At 70.7% G+C, this 22,752-nt stretch carries 18 protein-coding genes; 11 read left to right on the top strand and 7 right to left on the bottom strand.

Annotation, left to right across the window (positions count from 1 at the left end; all coding sequences use genetic code 11):
* Nucleotides 1-15 precede the first annotated feature (15 nt).
* Complete coding sequence (locus GTY96_RS35155; RefSeq protein ID WP_143899879.1) at nucleotides 16-1,503, bottom strand: aldehyde dehydrogenase family protein; 1,488 nt, start codon at nucleotides 1,501-1,503, stop codon at nucleotides 16-18.
* 87 nt (nucleotides 1,504-1,590) lie between these two features.
* Between GTY96_RS35155 and GTY96_RS35150 the strand changes: the two genes are divergently transcribed.
* The 5 genes from GTY96_RS35150 to GTY96_RS35130 all read left to right on the top strand — a co-directional run bounded on the left by GTY96_RS35150 (nucleotide 1,591) and on the right by GTY96_RS35130 (nucleotide 7,803).
* Nucleotides 1,591-2,349 (top strand): glutamine amidotransferase, encoded by a 759-nt coding sequence (locus GTY96_RS35150; RefSeq protein ID WP_235686095.1) that lies wholly within the window; start codon nucleotides 1,591-1,593, stop codon nucleotides 2,347-2,349.
* Between the two features lie 124 nt (nucleotides 2,350-2,473).
* Nucleotides 2,474-3,292 carry an esterase/lipase family protein gene (locus tag GTY96_RS35145; protein WP_143899880.1) on the top strand — a complete coding sequence of 273 codons (819 nt, stop codon included), beginning with the start codon at nucleotides 2,474-2,476 and terminating at the stop codon, nucleotides 3,290-3,292.
* Nucleotides 3,293-3,295: 3 nt separating this feature from the next.
* Nucleotides 3,296-3,757 carry a hypothetical protein gene (locus GTY96_RS35140; RefSeq protein WP_161667013.1) on the top strand — a complete coding sequence of 154 codons (462 nt, stop codon included), beginning with the start codon at nucleotides 3,296-3,298 and terminating at the stop codon, nucleotides 3,755-3,757.
* A 129-nt stretch (nucleotides 3,758-3,886) separates the two neighbouring features.
* Complete coding sequence (locus tag GTY96_RS35135; protein WP_143899884.1) at nucleotides 3,887-5,104, top strand: AI-2E family transporter; 1,218 nt, start codon at nucleotides 3,887-3,889, stop codon at nucleotides 5,102-5,104.
* 134 nt (nucleotides 5,105-5,238) lie between these two features.
* Nucleotides 5,239-7,803, top strand: a complete 2,565-nt coding sequence (locus GTY96_RS35130; RefSeq protein ID WP_161667012.1) for an ATP-binding protein — start codon at nucleotides 5,239-5,241, stop codon at nucleotides 7,801-7,803.
* 24 nt (nucleotides 7,804-7,827) lie between these two features.
* Here the strand turns inward: GTY96_RS35130 and GTY96_RS35125 are convergent, their stop codons facing one another.
* Nucleotides 7,828-8,148 carry a hypothetical protein gene (locus tag GTY96_RS35125; RefSeq protein WP_143899888.1) on the bottom strand — a complete coding sequence of 107 codons (321 nt, stop codon included), beginning with the start codon at nucleotides 8,146-8,148 and terminating at the stop codon, nucleotides 7,828-7,830.
* A gap of 22 nt (nucleotides 8,149-8,170) precedes the next feature.
* Nucleotides 8,171-9,784 (bottom strand): transcription termination factor Rho, encoded by a 1,614-nt coding sequence (rho, locus tag GTY96_RS35120; RefSeq protein WP_143899890.1) that lies wholly within the window; start codon nucleotides 9,782-9,784, stop codon nucleotides 8,171-8,173.
* Between the two features lie 502 nt (nucleotides 9,785-10,286).
* Between rho and ligA the strand changes: the two genes are divergently transcribed.
* From ligA to GTY96_RS35090, 6 genes are all read left to right on the top strand, one after another.
* Nucleotides 10,287-12,311, top strand: coding sequence for an NAD-dependent DNA ligase LigA (gene ligA / locus GTY96_RS35115; RefSeq protein WP_161667011.1), 2,025 nt, complete (start codon nucleotides 10,287-10,289; stop codon nucleotides 12,309-12,311).
* 10 nt (nucleotides 12,312-12,321) lie between these two features.
* On the top strand, nucleotides 12,322-12,609 hold the full coding sequence (locus tag GTY96_RS35110) for an acylphosphatase (protein ID WP_143899894.1): 288 nt from the start codon (nucleotides 12,322-12,324) through the stop codon (nucleotides 12,607-12,609).
* On the top strand, nucleotides 12,606-13,049 hold the full coding sequence (locus GTY96_RS35105; protein WP_143899896.1) for a DUF3052 family protein: 444 nt from the start codon (nucleotides 12,606-12,608) through the stop codon (nucleotides 13,047-13,049). Before GTY96_RS35110 ends, GTY96_RS35105 begins: the two co-directional genes overlap by 4 nt.
* A gap of 574 nt (nucleotides 13,050-13,623) precedes the next feature.
* A complete protein-coding gene (locus GTY96_RS35100; protein ID WP_161667010.1) occupies nucleotides 13,624-16,305 on the top strand; it encodes an Rne/Rng family ribonuclease in 2,682 nt (893 codons plus the stop codon).
* A 400-nt stretch (nucleotides 16,306-16,705) separates the two neighbouring features.
* Entirely contained in the window at nucleotides 16,706-18,094 is a 1,389-nt protein-coding gene (locus tag GTY96_RS35095) for a YhjD/YihY/BrkB family envelope integrity protein (RefSeq protein WP_161667026.1), read from the top strand.
* A gap of 125 nt (nucleotides 18,095-18,219) precedes the next feature.
* Nucleotides 18,220-18,570 (top strand): HU family DNA-binding protein, encoded by a 351-nt coding sequence (locus GTY96_RS35090; RefSeq protein ID WP_043321998.1) that lies wholly within the window; start codon nucleotides 18,220-18,222, stop codon nucleotides 18,568-18,570.
* Between the two features lie 3 nt (nucleotides 18,571-18,573).
* On the opposite strand, the gene GTY96_RS35085 is transcribed toward GTY96_RS35090, so the two are convergent.
* The 4 genes from GTY96_RS35085 to GTY96_RS35070 are packed head-to-tail and all read right to left on the bottom strand — an operon-like array spanning nucleotide 18,574 to nucleotide 22,752.
* Entirely contained in the window at nucleotides 18,574-20,637 is a 2,064-nt protein-coding gene (locus tag GTY96_RS35085; protein WP_161667025.1) for a flagellar biosynthesis protein FlhA, read from the bottom strand.
* Nucleotides 20,638-20,648: 11 nt separating this feature from the next.
* A complete protein-coding gene (locus GTY96_RS35080) occupies nucleotides 20,649-21,695 on the bottom strand; it encodes an EscU/YscU/HrcU family type III secretion system export apparatus switch protein (protein ID WP_161667009.1) in 1,047 nt (348 codons plus the stop codon).
* Entirely contained in the window at nucleotides 21,692-22,450 is a 759-nt protein-coding gene (locus tag GTY96_RS35075) for an EscT/YscT/HrcT family type III secretion system export apparatus protein (protein WP_161667024.1), read from the bottom strand. Before GTY96_RS35075 ends, GTY96_RS35080 begins: the two co-directional genes overlap by 4 nt.
* A 32-nt stretch (nucleotides 22,451-22,482) precedes the next feature.
* Nucleotides 22,483-22,752: a flagellar biosynthetic protein FliQ gene (locus tag GTY96_RS35070; RefSeq protein ID WP_161667008.1), complete on the bottom strand. Its 270-nt coding sequence runs from the start codon at nucleotides 22,750-22,752 to the stop codon at nucleotides 22,483-22,485.

Below are 22,752 nucleotides of genomic sequence, written 5' to 3'. Positions count from 1 at the left end.
AGGACGCGCGGGCCGTCAGGGCGACGGCAGCTTCGTCCACACGGCCTTCGTCTGGAGATAGCCATCCAGCGCGTGGTGGGACAGGTCCCGGCCCCAGCCGGATTCCTTGTAACCGCCAAAGGGCGCCGCGTCGTCGAACTCGTTGAAGCAGTTGATCCACACCACGCCGCTCTTCACCTGCTTCGCCAGCGCGTGCGCCTTCGCCACGTCGTGCGTCCAGAGGGACGCGGCCAGGCCGTAGGGCGTGCTGTTCGCCAGCGCCAGCGCCTCCGCGTCGTCGCGGAAGCGCATGCAGCTCAGCACGGGCCCGAAGATCTCCTCCTGGGCGATCCGCATGTCCGGCTTCACGTCGCCGAAGAGGGTGGGCTTCACGAAGCAGCCCTTCGCCTTGAGGCCCTCCGTGTCTCGCCCACCACCCGCGAGCAGCTTCGCGCCCTGCTGCTTGCCGCTCTCGATGTAGCCCAGCACGACCTCCATCTGCTTCTGGCTCACCAGCGCGCCCATCTCCGTGGACGACTCCAGCGGGTCGCCCACCTTCAGCGCGCGCGCCTTCTCCGCGAGCTTCGCGACGAACGGCTCATAGGCGCGCTCATGCACCAGCACGCGGCTGCCCGCGTTGCACGTCTCGCCCTTGTTGCTGAAGATGCCCCAGAAGCACGCCTCCACCGCGCGGTCGAAGTCCGCGTCCGGGAAGATGATCTGCGGGCTCTTGCCGCCCAGCTCCAGCGTCAGCTTCTTCAGGTTGCTCGCGGCCGACGCCTGGAGCAGCCGGCGCGCGGTGCGGCCAGAGCCGGTGAAGGAGATCTTGTCCACGTCCGGGTGCCGCGCGATGGCCTCGCCCGCGGGGTCGCCCAGGCCGGTGACGATGTTGATGACGCCGGGCGGGAAGCCCGCCTCCAGCGCCAGCGCGCCCAGCTTCAGCGCGGTGAGCGGCGTGTACTCGGAGGGCTTCACCACCACCGTGCACCCGGAGGCCAGCGCGGGCCCCAGCTTCCACCCGAGCATGCACGTGGGGTAGTTCCACGGGATGATGGCGCCCACCACGCCCACCGGCTCCTTGAGCGCGTAGGTGTGGAAGGGGCCGTCCACGGGCAGCACCTCGCCCATGATGGTGCTGGCCATGTCCGCGAAGTTCGCGAGCGTCGCGGCGCCCGGCGCCACGTCCCCCCGGATGGCGTCCTTGAAGGTCTTGCCGTTGTTCAGCGACTCGATGAGCGCGAACTCCTCGCGGCGCTCGTAGAGCAGGTCCGCCAGCTTGCGCAGGAGCTTGCCGCGCTCGCGGCCCGTCATCCTCCCCCACGGCCCGGACTCGAACGCGCGGCGCGCGGCCTTCACCGCGCGGTCCACGTCGGCGGCCGTGCCCGCGGGCGCGTCACACAGCTTCTGTCCGGTGGCGGGGTTCGTCACCGCGAAGGTGCCACCTTCGATGGGGTCCACGGTCTGCCCGTCGATGAGCAGCTTGAGCACGGGGAGCTTGGGAGTGAGCGAACGAGCGTCGGTCATGACGAAGCCTCGGGTGAGCACGGCGCGCGGGCGGCCGGAAGTGCCGGGCACCGGACACGGACGGCAGGACACGGTAGGAATGGGTCCATGACGCGGCAACCCGTCCCCATGAAGAACGTCCTGCTGCTGAAAGCCGGCGACGCGGCGAACTCCGTGCGCCTGTCCGTGGGCGACTACGAGCAGTGGTTCCTGCGAACCATCGGACTGTCGGGCCGGCGATTCGACATCCTCCCCGTGCACCAGGGCGCGCCCCTCCCGAAGGACGCGAAGGGCTACGACGCGGTGATGATGACGGGCTCCCCCCTGTCGGTGACGCGGCGCGAGCCGTGGATGGAGCGCGCCGGGGCCTTCATGGTGGAGGCGGGCGAGCAGGGCATCCCCGTGCTCGGCGTGTGCTTTGGCCAACAGCTGCTCGCCGAGCAGTACGGCGGCCAGGTGACTCGCAATCCCAACGGCCGTGAGACGGGCACCGTGGAGGTGACGCTCTCACCGGAGGGGCGCGTGGATCCGCTCTTCACCGGCCTGCCAGCGCGCTTCGCCGTCCAGGCCACCCACGAGGACGTCGTCTCCCGCCTGCCGAAAAGCGCCACGGTGCTCGCGGGCAACGCCAACACCGCGAACCAGGCGCTCGCGTTCCGCCCCAACGTGCGCGGCGTGCAGTTCCACCCGGAGATGCCCGCGGAGGCCATGCGCGCGGTCATCCTCGCCCGCGAGGAGAACCTGGAGACCCTGGCCCGCGAGAAGGGCGTCCCGCCGGGCGAGTACGTCCCCCAGCTCCTGTCCGGCATCACCCCGACGCCGCTCGCGCACCGGGTGCTGATGAACTTCCTGGAACACTTCACCTGAGCGGACCTCCCGGTTTCGGGCCGCCGTGCGCGTGAAAGCGGACAGTGGCCCGGCGCGGCTCCGGGCCTGCGGGTGACGCGCTCCCTACCTTTGCCCCGGGTTCCAGGGCGGGACGGGGGTGGGGATGAATCCGTTCGTGATGCAGTACCGGAAGATGAAGTGCCAGCTGAAGTACCTGGCCAGCTACGTGGATCTGGATCCACGCGGCAACCAGGTGGTGCGCCGCACGGACTTCAAGCACTGCCTCAAGCCGGTGCTCCTGCTGCACGGCTTCTTCAGCACGCGCCGCGTCCTGGAGGTGCTGGAGCACCGCCTGCGCCGCGAGGGCTACTGCGTGTGGTCCATCCACCTGGGCGGGACGATGGACCGCTTCAACACCCACCGCATCGACGAGCTGGCGCGCAAGGTGCGCGGCAAGGTGGACCGGCTCTACGAGCGCCACCCGGACATGGGACCGCTCACCATCATCGGCCACTCCAAGGGCGGCCTCATCGGCACGTACTACGTGAAGCGGCTGGGCGGGGACACGCGCGTGAGGAGCCTCATCACCCTGGGCACGCCGCACCGGGGCACGCGCATGGCGTACCTGGGCTGCGCCGCCCTGGGCTGGTTCAGCCGCAGCATGTGGCAGCTCACGCCCGTGTCGCCCTTCATCAAGCAGCTGGGCGTGGGCGCCTTCCCGCGCCACGTGCGCCTGACGTCCATCTACTCGCGCGACGACGTCGTCGCGCGCTTCCCCTCCTCCGTGCTGGACGTGGACGGCCAGCCCAACGTCTTCAACGTGGAGCTGTCCGGCGTGCCCCACGGCGAGCTGCTCACCCGCAGGTCCGTGTGGGAGGTCATCCAGCGCGAGCTGGCCCTGGGCTATGCTGACGGCGCCGCGGCCGTCGCCGCTCCGCCCCCTCCCCTTCCGGTGGCCCTGCCCGCCGCCGTCAGCCCCTGACACATGCCCTCGCGCTGGGACCACCTCTTCGACCTCAAGCCCGTCGCCCTCGTGGACCACCTGCTGGAGGAGGTGGCGCGGCTGCTCGCCCGGGACCTGGAGTCCTGGCCCCCGCCCGTGCAGGACCTGGACCCGGCCACCCTGGGCGAGTTCACGCCGTTGTTCCAGGAGGCCACCCGGCGCCCCTCCCCGGCCGTCTACACGGAGGCCCTGCGGCTGGCACGGTGGGACCTGGCCCGCGAGTTCGACGCGTTCGACGACTACGTCCGCAACAAGCGCTACCTGGAGCGGGGCCTGGCCCCCGAGGACCGCGTCCCCCTGCTCTTCCTCACCCGCTGGCTGACCGAGCAGATGCTGGGCCTGGGTGAGGCCACCCAGGGCCGCATCAAGCGCCCCCGGATGCAGGACTGTCTGGACCGGCTGGAGGCTCACCTGGGCCCGCCGCCGGGGCTGCCACGGGCCTGAGGTCTTTCGGCGGCGTATGGACGTCCGCCCTCCGCGCCGGGCCGCTTGGGGGGCATGGAAGGTGGGGCATCCGGAAGCTTTCCGCCGGAAGCTTGTCAGGAGGGAGGTTGCTGCCCTAAGCCGGGTTCCATGTCGCCGCCCGTGGAAGCCACCGCCCCCGACGAACGCCGCAAGCGCCTGCTCCTCCTCACGGGATTGTGGGTGGCCCTGGCGGTGATGCTCTTCGCCCTGCGCTCGGTGGTGATGCCCTTCGCGGGCGCCGCGCTCATCGCGTACCTGGTGCAGCCGCTGGTGGCGCGCATCACCCGGGTGAACGTGGCCGGCCGCTCCGTGCCCCGGTGGGTGGCCATCCTGCTCATCTACGCGGGCTTCTTCCTGGGCGTGTACCTCTTCTTCGTCGCGCTGGTGCCGCAGCTGTACCGCGAGGTGGCGCGCATCAGCCGGGAGATGGCGGGCTTCGCCAGCGCGCTCACGCCCGAGCACCTGCAGGAGCTCGCGCGGCGCGCGGAGACGTGGCTCAACGTGTACGGCATCCCCGTGGCGCTGTCGGACCGGGCCATGGAGGGCGCGACCGGCCCGTCCGGCGGCTTCAGCCTGGCGCTGGACCTGGAACAGATGCTCACCGACGCGGTGGCCCGCGTCACGTCGCTCGCGAAGGAGAACCTGGCGGACATCGTCAACGTGTCGCGGCGCATCGTCACGGAAGTGCTGGCCAGCGTCTTCATGCTGTTCTTCATCCTGATGGTGGCCGCGTTCTTCTCCATCGACGCGCAGGCCATCCGCCGCTACTTCGGCACGCTCGTCCCCGCGGAGTTCCTCCCCGACGCGAAGACGCTGGTGGCGCGCATCGACAAGTCGCTGTCCGGCGTGGTGCGCGGCCAGGTCACCATCTGCCTGGTCAACGGGGGCCTCACGCTGGTGGGCCTGCTGCTGTTCGGCGTGAAGTTCGCCTTCCTGCTGGCCACCATCGCCACGCTCTTCAGCCTCATCCCCATCTTCGGCACCATCATCAGCTCGGTGCCCATCGTGCTCATCGCGCTGGCGGACGGCGTGCAGAAGGGCTTCGCGCTCCTCTTGTGGATCGTCGGCATCCACGCGCTGGAGGCGTACTTCCTCAACCCGAAGATCATGGGCGAGGCCGCCCGCATCCACCCGGTGGTGGTGGCCTTCTCGCTCATCGCGGGAGAGAAGCTCTTCGGCCTGTGGGGCGCGCTGTTCGCCGTGCCGGTGGCCTCCATCGCGGTGGCCTGCTTCGACTACGCGCGCATCAAGGCCCAGCCGCCTCCGCTGGTGACCCCAGCGGCTCAACAGGCGGTCGCCTCCACGGACGCGGCCCCCGCCGCCTGAGCGACCTTCCGTCCGGGACACGGCCCCGAAGCGTCCACCGGTGAAAGCCATGGGTCGGCCCCTTGCGTCCGCCCTGGCCATCCCGGGGGGGAGTGACTAATTCCACGCACTCCTCCGGTTTCCGAGGACGTGTGATGCCCCCCACCCCCCTGGTGGCCCCGGATTTCCGGAGCCTGTTCGAAGCCTCGCCTGATCCATACCTGGTGCTGACGCCGGGGTTCATCATCGTCGCGGTGACGGACTCGTACCTGCGCGTCACCCAGACGCGGCGAGAGGCCATCCTGGGTCGCCACATCTTCGACGTCTTTCCCAACAACCCCTTGGACCCCACGGCCACCGGGGTCGGCAACCTGCGCGAGTCGCTGGAGCGCGTGCTGAGGACGCGCGCCCCGGACGCGATGGCGGTCCAGAAATACGACATCCCCCGGCCCGAGTCGGCTGGCGGAGGGTTCGAGCCGCGCTACTGGAGCCCGTTGAACACGCCCGTCTTCGACGCGGACGGCACGCTGCGCTACGTCCTCCACCGGGGCGAGGACGTCACGGAGTTCATCGGCCTGAAGAACCGGGGCGACGAACAGAACCGACAGCACGCCGCGCTCCGGGCCCGCGCGGACGAGATGGAGGGCGAGATCTTCCGTCGCGCCCAGCAGCTCCAGGAGACGAACCAGCAGCTGCGCACCGCGAACGAGCAACTGGGGGAGCTGGACCGGCTCAAGTCGGAGTTCTTCGCCAACGTCAGCCACGAGTTCCGCACGCCGCTGACGCTGATGTTGGGGCCCACCGAGGACCTGCTCGCCGGGCGTGCGGGGCCCCTGTCGGACGAGGTCCGCAAGGAGATGGAGCGGGTGCATCGCAACGCCGGCCGCCTGCTCAAGCTGGTGAACGCGCTGCTGGACCTGTCCCGGCTGGAGGCCGGCCCCCGGGAGGAGCGCTTCGTGCCCGCGGACCTGGCCGCGCTGACGGCGGACGCGGCGAGCAGCTTCCGCTCCGCCATGGAGCGCGCGGGGCTCAAGCTCACGGTGGACTGCCCGCCCCTGTCCCAGCCGGTGTACGTGGCGCCGGACCTGTGGGAGCAGATCGTCCTCAACCTGGTCTCCAACGCCTTCAAGTTCACGCCCCAGGGGGGCGTCACGCTGCGCCTGCGGGAGCACGGGCAACGGGTGTCGCTGGAGGTGGAGGACACCGGCCCGGGCATCCCCGCGCAGGACCTGCCCCACCTCTTCGAGCGCTTCCACCGCGTGCCGGGCACGCCGTCGCGCACGCACGAGGGCAGCGGCATCGGGCTCGCGCTGGTGCAGGAGTTCGCCCGGCTGCACGGCGGCACCGTGGCGGTGCGCAGCACGGAGGGCCAAGGCACCACCTTCACCGTGGAGCTGCCCCTGGGCCATGCGCACCTGCCTCCGGAGCGCATCCGCACCACCGCCCGTCCCCGCTCCAAGGCGCGCGAGGCCACGTCCACCTACGTCGAGGAGGCGCTGCGGTGGAGCAGCGCCAAGACGAAGGAGCGCACGCAGTCCTCGCATCGCCACCTGCCCGCCCCGAACGGGCAGGTCGCGCCCCCGCTCCCCCGCCCCCGCATCCTGCTCGTGGACGACAACCGCGACATGCGCGACTACATCCAGCGCGTGCTCTCCGCGGAGTACGAAGTGGAGACGATGACGGACGGCCAGAAGGGACTGGAGTCCGCGCTGGCCCGTCCGCCGGACCTGGTGCTGACGGACGTGATGATGCCGCGGCTGGACGGCGTGGGACTGCTCAAGGCCCTGCGCGCGGTGCCGCACACGCGCGAGCTGCCCATCCTCCTGCTGTCCGCGAAGGCCGGAGAGCAGGCCACCGTGCAGGGGCTCGCGTCCGGGGCGGACGACTACCTGGTGAAGCCCTTCTCCGCCGGAGAGCTGCTCGCGCGCATCGGCTCCAACCTGAAGCTCGCGCGGATGCGCCGGGAGATGGCCGACGAGCGCGTCCGGGCGGAGGGGCTCGCGGAGGCGCTGCGCGCCCGCGACGACTTCCTCTCCGTCGCGGCGCACGAGCTGCGCACACCGCTGGCCGCGTTCCAGCTGCACCTGGAGCTGGTGGAGCGAGGGCTGGGCCGGGACGCGCCGCCCAAGGCCCTGGAGCGCCTGAAGCAGGCCCGCGCGTTCATCCGCAGGCTGGCGATGCTGGTGGACGTGCTGATGGACGTGTCGCAGATCACCAGCGGCCGGCTGAAGCTCGTCCGCACGGACGTGGACCTGGGGGACCTGCTGGTGGAGGTCACCCGCTTCGCGGAAGAGGAGGCCCGCCGCGACGGCACGCCGCTCACCGTGGCCGTGAAGGGGCCGGTGACGGGCGCCTTCGACCCGTCGCGCATCTCCCAGGTGGTGCACAACCTGGTCGCCAACGCGCTGAAGTTCGGCCGGGGCCGGCCGGTGGACGTGACCCTGCAGCCGGACGGCGCGGTGGCGCGCCTCTCCGTCGTGGACCACGGCATCGGCATCAAGCCGGAGGACCGCGAGCGCATCTTCGAGCGCTTCGAGCGCGCGGTGTCCTCGCACCACTACGGTGGGCTGGGCCTGGGCCTCTGGGTGTCACGACAGGTGGTGGAGGCGCACCAGGGGCGCATCGACGTGGAGGACACGCCGGGCGGAGGCACGACCTTCCGCGTGACGCTGCCCCTCCAGGGCGCCCCGGTGGACATGGCCGGCGCGCACCCCGGCTGAGGACGGGCGAAGGGGCCGCGCGGGCTACCGGCAGGCGGCGGCGCAGCGCGAGTCGCGGCACGTGGGGATGCAGCGGCCGCAGTCCACGCTGCCGGGGGGACAGGTCCCATCACACCGCACGTTGGAGCAGTCCGGCCCCTGGTCGCGGTGGGTGATGGCGGTGCCCTCCCCGCAGCACGCGTTCGCCACGCAGTCCGAGTCGTCGTAGCAGACCTGGTTGGAGAGCACGGGCGGCGTGTCCTCCGGTGGCAGGTCGTCCACCCCCAGGTCGCACCCCGCCAACAACCCCAGGGTGAGGCCCGCGACAGCGCGGGCGACGAGACGCGGGAGGTGGGAACGACGCATGGGGGCTCCTTGGCCGGAAGGACTACCGGTTCATCGAGCCCAGGAACTCCGCGTTCGCCGCCGTCGGACGCATGTGCTTGAGCACGAACTCCATCGCGTCGATGGGGGTGAAGGGGTGGAGCACCTGGCGCAACGCCGTAATGCGCACCAGGTCCGCCTGGGACAAGAGGAGCTCCTCCTTGCGGGTGCCGGATTTGTTGATGTCGAGCGTTGGGAAGATGCGCTTCTCCATCAACTTCCGGTCCAGGACGATTTCGGAGTTACCCGTGCCCTTGAACTCCTCGAAGATCACCTCGTCCATGCGGCTGCCGGTGTCGATGAGCGCCGTGCCGATGATGGTGAGGCTGCCGCCCTCCTCGATGTTGCGCGCGGCGCCGAAGAAGCGCTTGGGCTTGTGGAGCGCGTTGGCGTCCACGCCGCCGGAGAGGATCTTCCCGGACGCCGGCACCACCGTGTTGTAGGCGCGGGCCAGGCGGGTGATGGAGTCCAGCAGGATGCACACGTCGTACTTCTGTTCGACCAGGCGCTTCGCCTTGTCGATGACCATCTCCGCCACCTGCACGTGGCGCGTGGCGGGCTCGTCGAAGGTGGAGGACACCACCTCGCCGCGCACGCTGCGCTCCATGTCCGTCACTTCCTCCGGGCGCTCGTCCACCAGCAGCACGATGAGGTAGACGTCCGGGTGGTTGCGGCTGATGGCGTGCGCGATGTTCTGCAGGAGCACCGTCTTGCCCGCCTTCGGGGGCGCCACGATGAGACAGCGCTGTCCCAGGCCAATGGGGCAGAACATGTCGATGATGCGCGTGGTCATCTCCGACGACTCGTGCTCCAGCTTGAGCTTGCGCGTCGGATAGAGCGGCGTGAGGTTGTCGAACAGGATGCGCTCGCGCGCCGCGTCCGACATGGGGTCCGCGAAGTTGACCTTGTCCACCTTCTGCAGCGCGAAGAAGCGCTCGCCCTCGCGGGGCTGGCGGATGGGGCCCGTCACCGTGTCGCCGGGCCGCAGGTTGAAGCGGCGCACCTGCGACGGCGACACGTAGATGTCGTCCGGGGACGGCTGGTAGTCGCTGTCCGCGCTGCGCAGGAACCCGAAGCCGTCGCTCAGCAGCTCCAGCACGCCCTCCGCGTGGACCTCGAAGCGCTTGTCGGCGATGCCGCCCAGCAGCGCGAAGATGAGGTCCTGCTTCTTCAGCCCCTGGTAGCCCTCGATGCCCGTGTCGTGGGCCATCTTCGCCAGGTCGACGATCTTCATCCGCTTCAGGTCATTGAGCTTGATGACCTGCATCGGGGTGCCGTCGCGCTCCACCTCCGTGATGGCGGGGGACTCGGCGGACTCCTGGGGGGCGGCCGGAGCGGCGTCCTCGGCGGGCGCCTCCTCCGTGCCACGCAGCTCCTGGAGCTCGTCGTCGCGCACGGGACGGGAGATGGGCGTGAGCACCGGGCGGGGCGCTTCCGCGGCGACCTCGGGGGCCTCCGCCTCCTCCACGGGGGCCTCTTCCCGGCGGGCCGGCGCACGGCGCGAGCGGGGCGCGGGCTTCTCCGCCTCCTTCGCCGCCGCGCGCTTGCGCCGCGGCTTCTCGTCCGCGGGGAACTCGGGCTCGACTACCTTCTCTCGGGGGGAACGGGCTTTGGCCATGACGGTCTGCAGACGGAATGGGGGGAAGCGCCCGAAGGCTCGGGCAGGCTGTACGCGGGACGACGGTCCGTCCGCGCGGCGCTCGGAAGCACCTTCCAGGAGGGCAGCACCACCCGGGTCCTTGGAACGGACCGGAGGGCGCGTGGGCCTGTGGTTGGGAAGAGACGGCGCGGGGGAACCCCAGCGCCAGGAACCGCGCTGGAAACTATTGACCGCCTCCAGAGCTGTCAAGGCATCCGTGCCTGGCTCTGTCCCATTTTTCAGGGGGTTGCACCGGAGGGCGGGGGTCCTGCCAACAGGTAATCCGCTATGTAGCTGAAATTCGGGCCTACTGAGGGTGCCCAGGGGCTTCATGGGGGAACACGCGTCCCCGGGCGCCCCTTCCCGTCATCCCTGGCGTCCGGGCAGGCCCTGTCAGGTGGGGCCGGTAGAGTGGTCCTCCTCCAACGCGGGGCGTGCGCATCCTGGCCGCGCCCTTGAATTGGGGTAAGGACAACACCCCGTGGACACCTTCCCGCAAGCCGAGACCCGCGCCCGAGCGCTCCGCCAGGAGCTGGCCCACCACAACCACCGCTACTACGTGCTGGACGCGCCGGAAATCAGCGACGCGCAGTACGACACGCTGATGCGGGAGCTCCAGGCGCTGGAGGAGCGCTACCCCCAGCTCGTCACGCCGGACTCCCCCACCCAGCGCGTGGGCGGCGCGGCGGTGGAGGACTTCGGGCAGGTGGTGCACACCACGCAGATGCTGTCGCTGGCGAACATCTTCGATGACGCCGGGCTGGTGGAGTTCGACGACCGCATCCGCAAGCTGACGGGCCTGACGCAGGTGGGCTACGTGTGCGAGCCCAAGCTGGACGGGCTGGCCATCTCCCTGCGCTTCGAGGACGGCCGCTTCGTCCAGGGCGCCACGCGCGGAGACGGCACCACGGGCGAGGACGTCACCTCCAACCTGCGCACCATCAAGAGCCTGCCCCTGGAGCTGTTCCCCAAGGACGGCGTGAAGGTGCCCCGGCGGCTGGAGGTGCGCGGCGAGGTCTTCATCCGCAAGGAGGACTTCCGCAAGCTCAACGAGAAGCGCGAGGAGGAAGGCGAGTCGCTCTTCGCCAACCCGCGCAACGCCGCCGCGGGGAGCCTGCGCCAGCTGGACCCGAAGGAGACCGCCGCCCGGCCCCTGTCCGTGTACCTCTATGAGTGCGTGCCCGGCGACGGCGTGCCCGCGTTCAAGACGCACACCGACAAGCTGGAGTACCTCAAGACGCTGGGCCTGCCCATCAACCGCTACCAGCCCGCCGAGGGCGCGGACGGGGTGCGCCAGCGCTACGACGAGTCCCTGAAGGGCCGCCACGCCCTGCCCTTCGAGGTCGACGGCATGGTGGTGAAGGTGGACGACGAGGACCTGCGCCGCCGGCTGGGCCAGGTGTCCAAGAGCCCACGCTGGGCGGTGGCCTACAAGTTCCCGCCGGAGGAGGAGTCCACGGAGGTGCAGGACATTGGCATCCAGGTGGGCCGCACGGGCGCGCTCACGCCGGTGGCGCACCTGAAGCCGGTGAAGGTGGGCGGGGTGACGGTGTCTCGCGCCACGCTCCACAACGAGGACGAGCTGCGCCGCAAGGACGTGCGCCGGGGCGACACCGTCTTCGTGCGCCGCGCGGGCGACGTGATTCCGGAGATCGTGTCGGTGGTGCTGTCCAGGCGCCCGGCGGACTCCCAGCCCTTCACCTTCCCCACCCACTGTCCGGTCTGCGGCGCGGTGGCGACGAAGGACGAGGACGGCGCCATCATCCGCTGCACGGGCGCGTCCTGCCCCGCGCAGTTGGTGGAGAAGGTGCGCCACTTCGCCAGCCGCATCGCGATGGACATCGAGGGCCTGGGCGACAAGCTGGCCACGCAGCTGGTGGCCTCCGGGCAGGTGAAGGCGTTCGCGGACGTGTACGCGCTCACCCGGGACTCGCTGCTGAAGCTGGAGCGCATGGGGGAGAAGAGCGCGGACAACCTCCTGGCCTCCATCGCGGGCAGCAAGGACACCACGCAGCGCCGCTTCCTGTATTCGCTGGGCATCCGCCACGTGGGGGACGCCACGGCGCGGGCGCTGGCGGAGGCGTTCCCGGAGGTGACGTCGCTCTTCACCGCCAGTGTGGAGGACATCAGCCGGGTGAAGGACGTGGGCCCGGTGATGGCGCAGGTCATCCACACCTTCTTCCAGGAGCCCCAGAACCAGGCCGCCATCCGGGCCCTCCTGGACGCGGGGGTTCGTCCGGCGCCCCCGGCGGTCGCCACGGGCGGCCCCTTCGTGGGCAAGACGGTGGTGCTCACCGGCACCATGGCGGGGCTGGCGCGCGAGCAGGCCAAGGAGGAAATCGAGCGGCGCGGGGGTAAGGTCTCCGGAAGTGTCTCGCGCAAGACCGATTTCGTCGTCGCGGGCGAGGACGCGGGCAGCAAGCTGAAGAAGGCGCAGGAACTCGGGGTAAGAATCCTGGATGAGCAGGCGTTCCTGCGGATGCTAGAAGGGGACGTCAGAGCATGAGGCCAGAGGCATGAGCACGCAGCGCCGGGTGACCCTGCGCATCCAAGGCGCGGTCCAGGGCGTCTCCTACCGGGAGAGCGCCCGCCAGGAGGCGCTGCGCCTGGGGCTCCTGGGCTGGGTGCGAAACCGGAGCGATGGCACCGTGGAGGCCACGGTGGAAGGCGAACCGGACGCGCTGGAAGACTTCATCCGCTGGTGCCAGACGGGCCCTCGCATGGCGCGCGTCACGGACGTGGCGCGCACCGATGGCGGGGCCACTGGCGAGTTCCGCACCTTCACCGTGGAGCGAACATCATGACCCCCTACGCGCTGGCCTCCCTGCCGGCCATGCTGGGCATCCGGTCCGGCACCAAGGTTTCGGTCATCAACCCCCCGCGGGGCTTCGTGCAGAAGCTCAACCCGCTGCCGGACGGGGTGGAGTTCCTCATCACCGCCCAGACGGGGCTGGACGTCATCCTCTTCTTCACCTCCGACGCCACGGAGCTGGTGCAGCGGCTGCCCGCGCTGTCGCGCGCCACCACCGTCAACGGCGGCATCTGGGTCTGCTGGCCCAGCGGCGAGGGCGTGAAGACGCGCCTGTCCGAGGACTTCGTGCGCCAGGCGGCGCTCGACATTGGTCTGGTGGACAACAAGATCTGCATCATCGACGAGACCTGGACCGGCCTGCGCCTGGTGCGCCGTCCTCGCGGGCGGCTGGACAAGCCAGAGGGCCGCAAGCAGGCCCCCGCGCAGGCCTGAACGTCCGTCACCGAGCGCCTGGAAGCCCTGTGGGCGGGCCTACCGTCCATCTGCCCGACAGTGGATGAACGGGCGCTTCTAGCCTTTACACACCTGGAGGGGCGTGGAAAACTCTCCGTGTTTCTGGGTGGTTGTGTGACGCCCCGCGTTGGCGGGACATCAGGCCCAGGCAGGAATTTCGACGGGTTGCGCTTCCGGTTTCCTCCGGACGTCCCTGCTGCTCCGGGGCCCCCAGACGCCCCCCCAAGGTGGCCCACGCATGGGCACCGACCGGGTGTGGAAGAGGGGGCGGACGGCACGGGCGTGGTGGAGGCCTCGAGCGCGTGAAGAGAAGCAGCCCCGCCCGGCACGGTGCCGGTCGCAATGCGGGGCGACATGAACTCGGAGGAGCAGGCGGCGATGTCCTCGGCCCCCACCCAGGTGATGCGTTCTTCCTCCGGATCCTCCGGAAGGCGTCCGCACGCCGGAGGGCCACTGGCCGCCTCTCCCCTCGCAGCGTGCTCGGAGGTGTGGCGTCTCGCCGCCTCCCGTCCGGTGAGGTCCCTCCTACCGCGCGCGCTTCCAGGATTCATCCATGAGCAGTGTGCTCGTCATCAACGCCGCGGGTCGGGAGACCCGGGTGGCGCTCGTCGAGGGCGGCCATATCGCGGAGTTCTACCTCGAGCGTAAGAAGGACAAGGGCGTCGTCGGAAACATCTACAAGGGCCGTGTCGTCCGGGTGCTCCCGGGCATGCAGGCGGCTTTTGTCGACATCGGGTTGGAGAAGGCCGCCTTCCTGTACGTCAGCGACGTCGTCTACGACCCGGACTTCGCCCGCGCGCAGTTCGAGCTGACCGAGGGCGAGCACGAAGACGCCCCGGAGGTCCCCACCGAATCCGAGGCCGACGCCGTCGAGGCCGCCGCGTCCACCGTTCCGGAGGCCCCGCACGCGCTTGCCGCGGGCGCGCAGTCCGCTCCGGCTCCCGCGGAGCCCGTGCTGGCGCACGAGACCGCGCTGGCGCTGGACGTCCAGGCCCAGGCGGCGCCCCAGGGTGAACCCCACGAGGCCCCCGTTGAAGCGGCCCCGGAGGCTCCGGCGGACGTCCGGACGCCCGCCGCGGAGCCCCAGGCTGTCGCCGCGGAGTTCCCCCTCGCGGCTCCCGTGGAGCCCTCGTCCGTGAGCGCCGGCGCCGGGGACGCGCAGGCCGAGGTGTCCACCGCCGCCGTGGCGGTGCCGCTGACGGACACCGCGGCCCCCACCGGGGAGGCCCCCGCGCTGGTGCAGGAGACGCCCGCGGAGAGCGCCACCGTGGCCGCCACGCTCGCCGAGTCGGGCGTGGAGGGCACGACCGAGGCCTCCGAGCCGCCGCCGCACGCGTCCGCCCTGGGGGAGATCATCCCCGCCTCCGAGCCCGCCCGCCCGGCCGAGGTCTCCGGCGAGCGCCGCACGCCGCGGGAGGCCCGGGAGGCCCGGGAGCCGCGCGCGCGGGATGGCCGTGAGAAGGACAAGGACAAGCGCCGCCAGGAGCCGCCTCGCCGCGAGAAGCGCGACGAGGAGAAGGAGAAGCCCAAGCAGCGCAAGACGGACAAGATTGAAGACCTGCTGAAGGTCGGCCAGGAGGTGGTGGTCCAGATCTCCAAGGACCCCATCGGCACCAAGGGCGCGCGGCTCACCTCGCACATCTCCATCCCCGGCCGTCACCTGGTGTTCATGCCCACGGTGGACCACGTGGGCATCAGCCGCCGCATCTCCAACGAGAAGGAGCGCCGGCGGCTGCGCGAAATCGTGGACCGGCTGCGTCCGCCCGGCACGGGCTTCATCGTGCGCACCGTGGCGGAGAATGTTCCCCAGGAGAAGCTGGAGAGCGACATCCGCTTCCTCATCGAGGTGTGGAACCAGGTCGTGCGCCGCAACGAGAAGCGCGGCGGCCCGGGCCTGCTGCACCCGGACCTGGACCTCATCCTGCGCGCCACGCGCGACCTGTTCGCCCACGACGTGGAGAAGCTCGTCGTGGACGACGCGGAGGAGTACGAGCGCATCCAGGGCTTCGTCACCGCGCAGGACCCGGCGCTGCGCGACCGCGTGGTCCTGCACGAAACCGACGAGCCCGTCTTCGACGCCTACGGCATCGAGCAGGAGCTGCAGCGCGCCACCCAGCGCAAGGTGTGGCTGAAGAGCGGCGGCTACCTGATCATCGACCAGGCGGAGGCGCTCACCGCCATCGACGTCAACTCGGGCCGCTACGTCGGCAAGAAGAGCCTCGAGGAGACCATCACCAAGATCAACGTCGAGGCGGCCAAGGAGATCGTCTACCAGCTGCGGCTGCGCAACATCGGCGGCATCATCATCTGCGACTTCATCGACATGGAGAAGGCGCAGAACCGCGACAAGGTCTTCAAGTCGCTGCAGGAAGCGCTGGGCCGCGACAAGGCCAAGACGAACGTGCTGCGCATCTCCGAGCTGGGCCTCGTGGAGATGACGCGCAAGCGCGTGCGCGAGTCCATTGGCCGCGTGCTGCACGAGGACTGCCCCTACTGCGACGGCAAGGGCTTCGTGAAGACGGCCACCACGGTGGCGTACGAAATCTTCCGGGAGATCCGCCGCGAGGCGCCGGGCTACAAGGACTCCACGCTCGTCATCAACTGCAACGCGGAGGTCGCGCGCCTGTTGCAGGGCGAGGAGCGCAACGAGCTGCGGCACCTGATGGACCGCTACAACAAGTCCATCCAGGTCAAGGCGCAGCAGAACTACCACCGCGAGCAGTACGACATCTACGGCCGGTCGGCCACGGGCCCCGAGCACAAGGTGGCCTCGTCGCCGGGCTCCGGTGACGGCGAGCTGGCGATGCAGCAGCGCCGCTCGGAGAACCCCAACTACGGCCGGCAGGACCAGGGCCGCCGGGGTGGCCGGGACCGGGGCGGCGAAGGCCGCGGCGGTGAGAACCGGGGTGGTGGCGAGCGCGGCGGGGAACGCGGTGGCGAGCGCGGCGGAGGAGACCGTCGCGAGGGCCGGCGTCCCGAGCGCGGCGGCGACCGAGGTGGCGAGCGCGGCGGCGACCGCGGCGGCGACCGCAACCGGGGCGGCGAGCGTCGCGGCGGTGAAGGCCGGGGCGGTGAACGCGGCGGTGAGCGGTCCGAGCGCGGTGAGCGCGGGGGTTCGCAAGCAGCCAGCGCGGGCGGTGGCAACGGCAACAACGGGGGGAGTTCTGGCGGCACGCCTCCCGCGGCGTCCGGTGGGGGCTCGTCGGAGCCCTCCAGCGGGGGCAGCGAAGCCTGAGCCGGTGAACGGCGCCGGACCTTGAGCGCGGTCCGCGAGTGACAACCCAGGCCCGGTGGGGATCTCCCCGCCGGGCCTTTTCTCTTGCCCGGAGCCGGTCGTGGCCACGGGCTTCGCGGTGGAGACGTCCGGCCTGCTGTCCAGGGGCCAACCAGGCCCATGGGACCGTGCATGCGGTGACAGCCGCCTCTCGCTGGGGCGGGTGGGCTGGTTCCGCGGGCCCGAGTTTGGCTACGGTGGCGCTTCCACACCGGGGGGTGGGTGTTCGCCCACCGGTTCACGTGAATCCCCTCGGGATGAACCGCCTGCTTCCGCGCCTCCGCATGCTGCTGCCCCTCGGTGCGCCGTCCGCACCGGCACAGGAGCACGCCGGGAGGAGTCCGTGGGTGTGAAGCGGAGCCTGCCGTGGCGCCTCAGGCGGCACCTGGCCCGGACCCGGGCCTGGACGCTCACGACGGCGGCCCGCCTGTGGGCGCCCATCGGGGCGACGTCGGGTGGCCGGTTCGCGGCGGACATCTTCTTCGCCGGACGCACGGTGGCGCGCGGCTTCATGGGCGAGAACCTGCGCCTGCGCGCCGCCGCCCTCACGTACATCAGCATGTTCTCGTTGGTGCCACTGCTGACGGTGGGCCTCGTGCTGCTGCGCACGCTCCACCAGGAGCAGTTCCAGCGGAAGCTGCGCTTCGTCATCTCCGAGGTGCTGGCGCCAGGGGTCAGCGAGGAGTCCGCCGCCCTGCTCGACCGGTTCCTGCATCCGGGCGACTCCATCGCCGTGGGCAGCGTGGGCTTCCTCGCGGTGCTGATGTCGGCGGGCTCGCTGCTGCGCCACATCGACGGTGCGGTGAACGAGCTGTGGGGCATCCGGCGTCAGCGCCCGTGGCTGACCCGCCTGTCCATCTACGCGGGCCTGCTGCTCCTGGGCCCCATCTTCCTGGCCATCTCCTTCTCGGGGACGGGCCGGGTCCGCGTGCTCCTGCAGACCTACGCGCCCAGCGCGCCGCTGTTCATCGCGCTGGGCACCACGCTCATCGCCATGGGCAGCCTGACGCTGCTGTACCTCTGGACGCCCTACGCGCACGTCCGCGTGCGCTCGGCGCTGGCGGGCGGGCTGGTGGCCGGCCTGGGGTGGATGCTGGCGAAGCAGGTCTACGCCGAGTTCGCCGCGCGCAGCTTCCTCTACAACCCGCTGTACGCGTCACTGGGCGCCCTGCCCCTGTTCCTGGCCTGGGTGTACGTGAGCTGGCTGGTGATGCTGTTCGGAGCCCGGCTCTCCTACGCGGTGGAGCACGTCTCCTTCCGCGACTCCCTCTTCGCCTTCGCCGGCCACCCTCGCGCCCACGAGCTGGTCGCCGCGCGCGTCGCCCAGGACGTCACCCTGTGGTGGGTGGATGGGCGCACGCCACCCCTGCCCCGGGAGCTGGCCACGCGGCTGCGCGTCCCGGAGTCGCTGGTGCACGAGGTGGTGGACCGGATGGTGGAGGCCCGGCTGCTGGAGCGCGGGCGAAAGGGCGGGCTGCGGCCGGCGAAGGACCCGTCCGAGCTCACGCTCGCGGACTCCACCCTCGCCGTGCACGGGGTGATGATCACCGGCGGCCCGGAGACCTGGACGGGCCCCCGGGCCCCAGGCTTCGAACAGTTCGAACCGCTGTTCCAGGCAGCCGACTGTGCCGGGGTCGACCTGCTGCGCCGCACCCGCTGGTTGGACCTGGTGATACCCCTGCGTCCGGGGCTGCTGTCCCCGCCCGCTCCCGAGGCCCCCAAGGCAGCGGCCGGCGGCGGAAATCCGTAACGTTTTTAGAGGGTTGGGAGCCTACCCGGCTTGCAAGGAGGAGGTGTTCTGTTATGTATTCGGGACTCGACCACGGGCCAGAGAGCCCTGTCACCAAGGGGTCACGGGGTTTGCGGGAGCGTCCGATGCTCAAGTCCGATCTGATCAACATCCTCGTTGCCAAACGAGGCGTGACCCAGAAGCAGGCGGAGGCGACCATCGAGACGATTTTCGAGTCGATGAAGGACGCCCTCTGCCGCGGGGAGAACATCGAGATTCGCGGGCTTGGCGCCTTCCACGTGAAGAACTACCAGGGCTACCAGGGCCGCAACCCGAAGACGGGCCAGGTCATCCCGGTGAAGCCCAAGCGCGGCCTGCTCTTCCGCACCGGCAAGGAGCTGCGCGACCGGGTCAACCGTCCCGCGCCCCTGCAGGCCCAGTCGGACCTGCCGCCCTCCTCCGAGTTCAAGGGCAGCAGCGGGACTGGCACGCTCTAGGTCTCACCGCCCCACGGCGACCGGCGTCAGCCGGCCGATGGGGCGAATCTGCAGGTCCCCATCCAGCTCGCCATAGGTGAGCACCGCCACGTCCGGGAACGGGCCCTCGCACAGCTTGCGCAGCGGTCGGCGGATGTCCGGAGCCGTGAGCAGCACCGCCCGGCCGCCCGTGGCGATCTGCCGCACCCCTTCCAGGATTTCGACGACGCGCTCCGGGTCCGGCGAAGGCCCTCGTGGGCCGCCAGCGCGCAGCACGTCCTCCACCTCCGGGTCCACGAGGTAGGCGTACAGCGGGCCCGTGGGCGCGAACTGGTGGCTCAGGTAGCGGTGCAGGGCCTGGCGGCAGCGCTCGGCCAGGGCGGTCGCGTCGCCTTCGGTGGTGGGCGCGACGAGTGCCTCCAGGATGGCGCGCAGGTCCCGGATGCTCACCTGCTCCTGCACCAGCCGCCGCAGCACGTCCACCAGCAGCGGCAGGGGCACCTTCTGAAGGGCCTCCTTCACCAGCACGGGCGCCTGGGCCTCCAGGCCCTCCAGCAGACCCTGCACTTCCTGGAGCCCCAGCAGCGCGGCGGCGCGCAGGCGGAGCACGGCGCGGAGGTGGTCCGCGATGAGCTCCGAGGGCTTGCGCAGCGGCACCTGGGCCAGCTCCAGCCGGGAGCGCACCCCCTCCGGGACGCGGCTGATGGACCGCCCGGAGGCAGGCTCCACGGTCGCGTCCGCCTGGACCTCCAGGAAGGCCAGCTCCCCGGGAGGAACGAGCGCGTAGAGAGCCCCAGGCTGCACCACGCCGCCTCCCGCGGGGACCTCGTCCAGGAGGATGCGGTACTCGCCCGGCCCCAGGTAGGCGGCGTGGGTCCGCACCCGGATGCCGGGGATTCGCACCCCCAACTCGAAAAAGAGCTCGTCCCGCACCGCGTTCAGCACCCTGTGCACGAAGGCACCACCGTCGGCCTCCGCGAGGGGCGTCAGCGGCGAGGACAGGTCCAACGTCAGCGGCGTCACCCCCACGGGCGCCTTCGCGCATTCGGGAGGCTTGCCCGCCGCACCGTCAGCGACCGTCGCCCCCGCCGGGGTCCCCTCCTTCGACGGCGACTTCTCCGAGGCCCCTCCCTTGGGACGCAGCGCGTACCCCAGGCCTCCAAGGCCCGCGGCCAGGGTGAGGAAGGTCAGGTGCGGCATGCCCGGCATGAGGGCCAGCGCGACACACAGGCCCGCGACGGTGGCCAGCGTCCGGGAGTCGCCGAAGAACTGGGTGCCAATCTCCGTCCCCAGCGAGTCCTCCTCCTTCTCCGACGCCACGCGGGTGACCACGAGGCCCGCCGCCACCGCGATGCACAGCGAGGGCACCTGGGACACGAGCCCATCACCGATGGCGATGAGGGCGAAGGTGGCCGCGGCCTCGGAGAAGGACAGGCCGTTCTGCAACACGCCAATGAGCGTGCCGCCCAGCAGGTTCACCGCGACGATGACGAGGCCCGCGACAGCGTCCCCCTTCACGAACTTCATCGCGCCATCCATGGCGCCGAACATCTGGGACTCACGCTCCAGGTCGCGCCGCCGCCGCCGGGCCTGGGTCTGGTCGATGGCGCCCGCGCGCAGGTCCGCGTCGATGGACATCTGCTTGCCGGGCATGGCGTCCAGCGTGAAACGAGCGGACACCTCCGCGACGCGCTCGGCGCCCTTCGTCACCACCAGCAACTGCACCAACGTGAGGATGGCGAACACCACCGCGCCGACCACGTAGTCGCCACGCACCACGAACTCACCGAAGGCCTGGATGACCTCGCCCGCGTGTCCCTCCGAGAGGGCCAGCCGCGTGGACGACACGTTGAGCGACAGCCGGAACAGCGTCGTGAAGAGCAACAGCGTGGGGAACGAGGTCACGCGCAGCGCGTCCTTCGCGTGCAGCGCCGCGACCAGCAGCGCCACCGCCACGGCCAGGTTCACCGCGAGCCCCACGTCGAGGAGCCACGCGGGCAACGGGATGATGAGCGCGCCCAGCACGGCCGCCATCGCCACCGCGAGCACGACGTCGGAGGACTGGCGGGCCTTCAGCAATACCTTCATGAGCGGTTGCTTCACGTCTGTCTCCGTGGACGGTCGTCCGGCCCGCGCGTCTCCATCGCGGTCCGCAACACGACGGCCGCTGCCTGGTACAGCTCCTCGGGGATGGACTCGCCGACGTCGAAGTGGATGAGGCTGCGGGCGAGCGGCACGTCCCGGACCACGGGAATGCCTTGACGCCGTGCCTCCTCCTTGAGCGCGAGCGCGTCCTGTTCGCGCCCCTTGGCCACGAGGTAGGGCGCGTCACATTCGCCCGCGTCGTAGCGGAGCGCGACCGCGATGTGCGTGGGGTTGACGATCACGGCGCTGGCCTTTTGCACCCCTCGTGCCGACCCGCCCTGTGCCAACTGCCGATGCAGGGCCCGCCGCTGCCCCTTGTGACGCGGATCGCCTTCGCTTTCCTTGTGCTCTCGTTTGACTTCGTCGCGGGTCATCATCAGGTCGCGCAGGTGCCGACGACGCGCGAGCGCGTAGTCCACCGCACCGCAGCCCAGGACCACCCACGCCAGCCGCGACACCAGCGCCGCCAACCGGCCGACAAGGAACTCCAGTCCCCGGGTTCCCTCGAGCCACGCGGCCCGCAGGGCATCCGGGCCAACCGCCTCCACCTCGCTCCAGACGATGGACGCCAGCAACGCCGCCACGAGCAGGGCCTTGCCCATTTCCATGAGGGGCCGCACGCTGAAGAGGCGCTTGAGGCCCGCCGCCGGGTTGATGCGTTCAAGCTTCGGCGCGGCATGGCTCGCGTCCATCTCGAAGCCCACGGTGGCCACCGACACCGCCAGGGATGCCACCACGGCGCCCCCCAGCGCGGGACCACAAAGCCGGACGGCGATCCAGGCCCCGTCTTCCCACGCACCCACGAGGCTCTGCTCCAACATCAACCGGGATGCCCAGTCCTTCAGCCGGGTGAAGCCATCTGGCGCGAACGCGGTGAAGCCCAGCAATCCCCCTAGCGTCACCGCGCTGGCGGAGAGCATGCGGCTGCGAGGAAACTGGCCCTTGCGCCTCGCCTCCCGCAGCCGTTTCGCGGTGGGCTGCTCGGTCTTCTCCCCACTCATCGCGAGACCTCCCCCAGCAGCGACAGCGCGCCCTCGGTCGACGCGACACCCGCGAGCAGCCGCTCACACAGCAGCCCCACGCCCAACCACAGCAACGCGCCTCCCCCGAGAATGCGCAGGGGAGCCCCCAACTCCTGGAGGTTCACCTGGGCCGCGGCTCTCGAGGCCACCCCCAGGAAGCAGTCCACCGCCAGTGCCGCCGCGGCGACCGGGGCCCCCAACGCGAGCCCCGTGGCCATCGCACCGCCCACCATCACCACCACGTGCACGGCAGCGGCCTCCGTGGGCACGAAGGCCCCCAGCCGCACCACCCCGAAGCCTCGCAGCAAGGCTGAAAGGACCAGCGGGAACAGCGCGCCAGACACCACCCGGGCCACGAGCAGGTGGTACAGCCCATCTCCCGTGGCCGACTCGCGACTGCCCGCCAGCGGTAGGCTCGCTTCCGCGGAGGACCCTCGGAAGAGGTCGATGAAGCGACCTCCCATCCTCGCCGCGTCGAAGGGCAGCGCGGACACGAGCCCGACGGAGACACCGTAGGCCAGCTCACGCACCACGAGCGCCACCATCACCCACGGCGTCTCAACCTCACCGTTGAACCCCACCCCTGCCTCGACATGCAGGAAGAGCGACAGCGCGAGCACCAGCCCCAAGCGCACCGTCGTCGGAGCGGCCTGCCCCCCGAGCAACGGGCAGAGGAACGCGATGGGCACGAGGCGTGCCGCGCACAGCGCCACCGCGACCGCGTGCGGTCCCATCGTGAGCAACTGTTCACCCAGCGCGTCCGGGTTCACAGCGCCACCTCCGCGATGAGCGCCAGAAGCTGCTGCGTGAAGCGCGTGAGCTGACTGGCGATCCACGGCCCCGCCAGCACCAACGACACCACCGCCGCGCACAGCTTGGGCACCACGGACAGCGTGCTCTCCTGGAGCTGGGTGGTGGCCTGGAAGAGGCTCATCAGGAAGCCCACCACCATGCTCGCGCCAATGGGCGGCAGCGAGGCGAGCACCATCAACAGCAGGGCTTCGCGCCCCAGCGTGAGCAGGACGTCCTGGGTCAT

Origin of the sequence: Corallococcus silvisoli (assembly GCF_009909145.1) — a bacterium.
GTDB lineage: Bacteria > Myxococcota > Myxococcia > Myxococcales > Myxococcaceae > Corallococcus > Corallococcus silvisoli.
The sequence above is the reverse complement of the archived record's forward strand: the minus strand, read 5'-3'. Positions and strand labels throughout refer to the sequence as shown.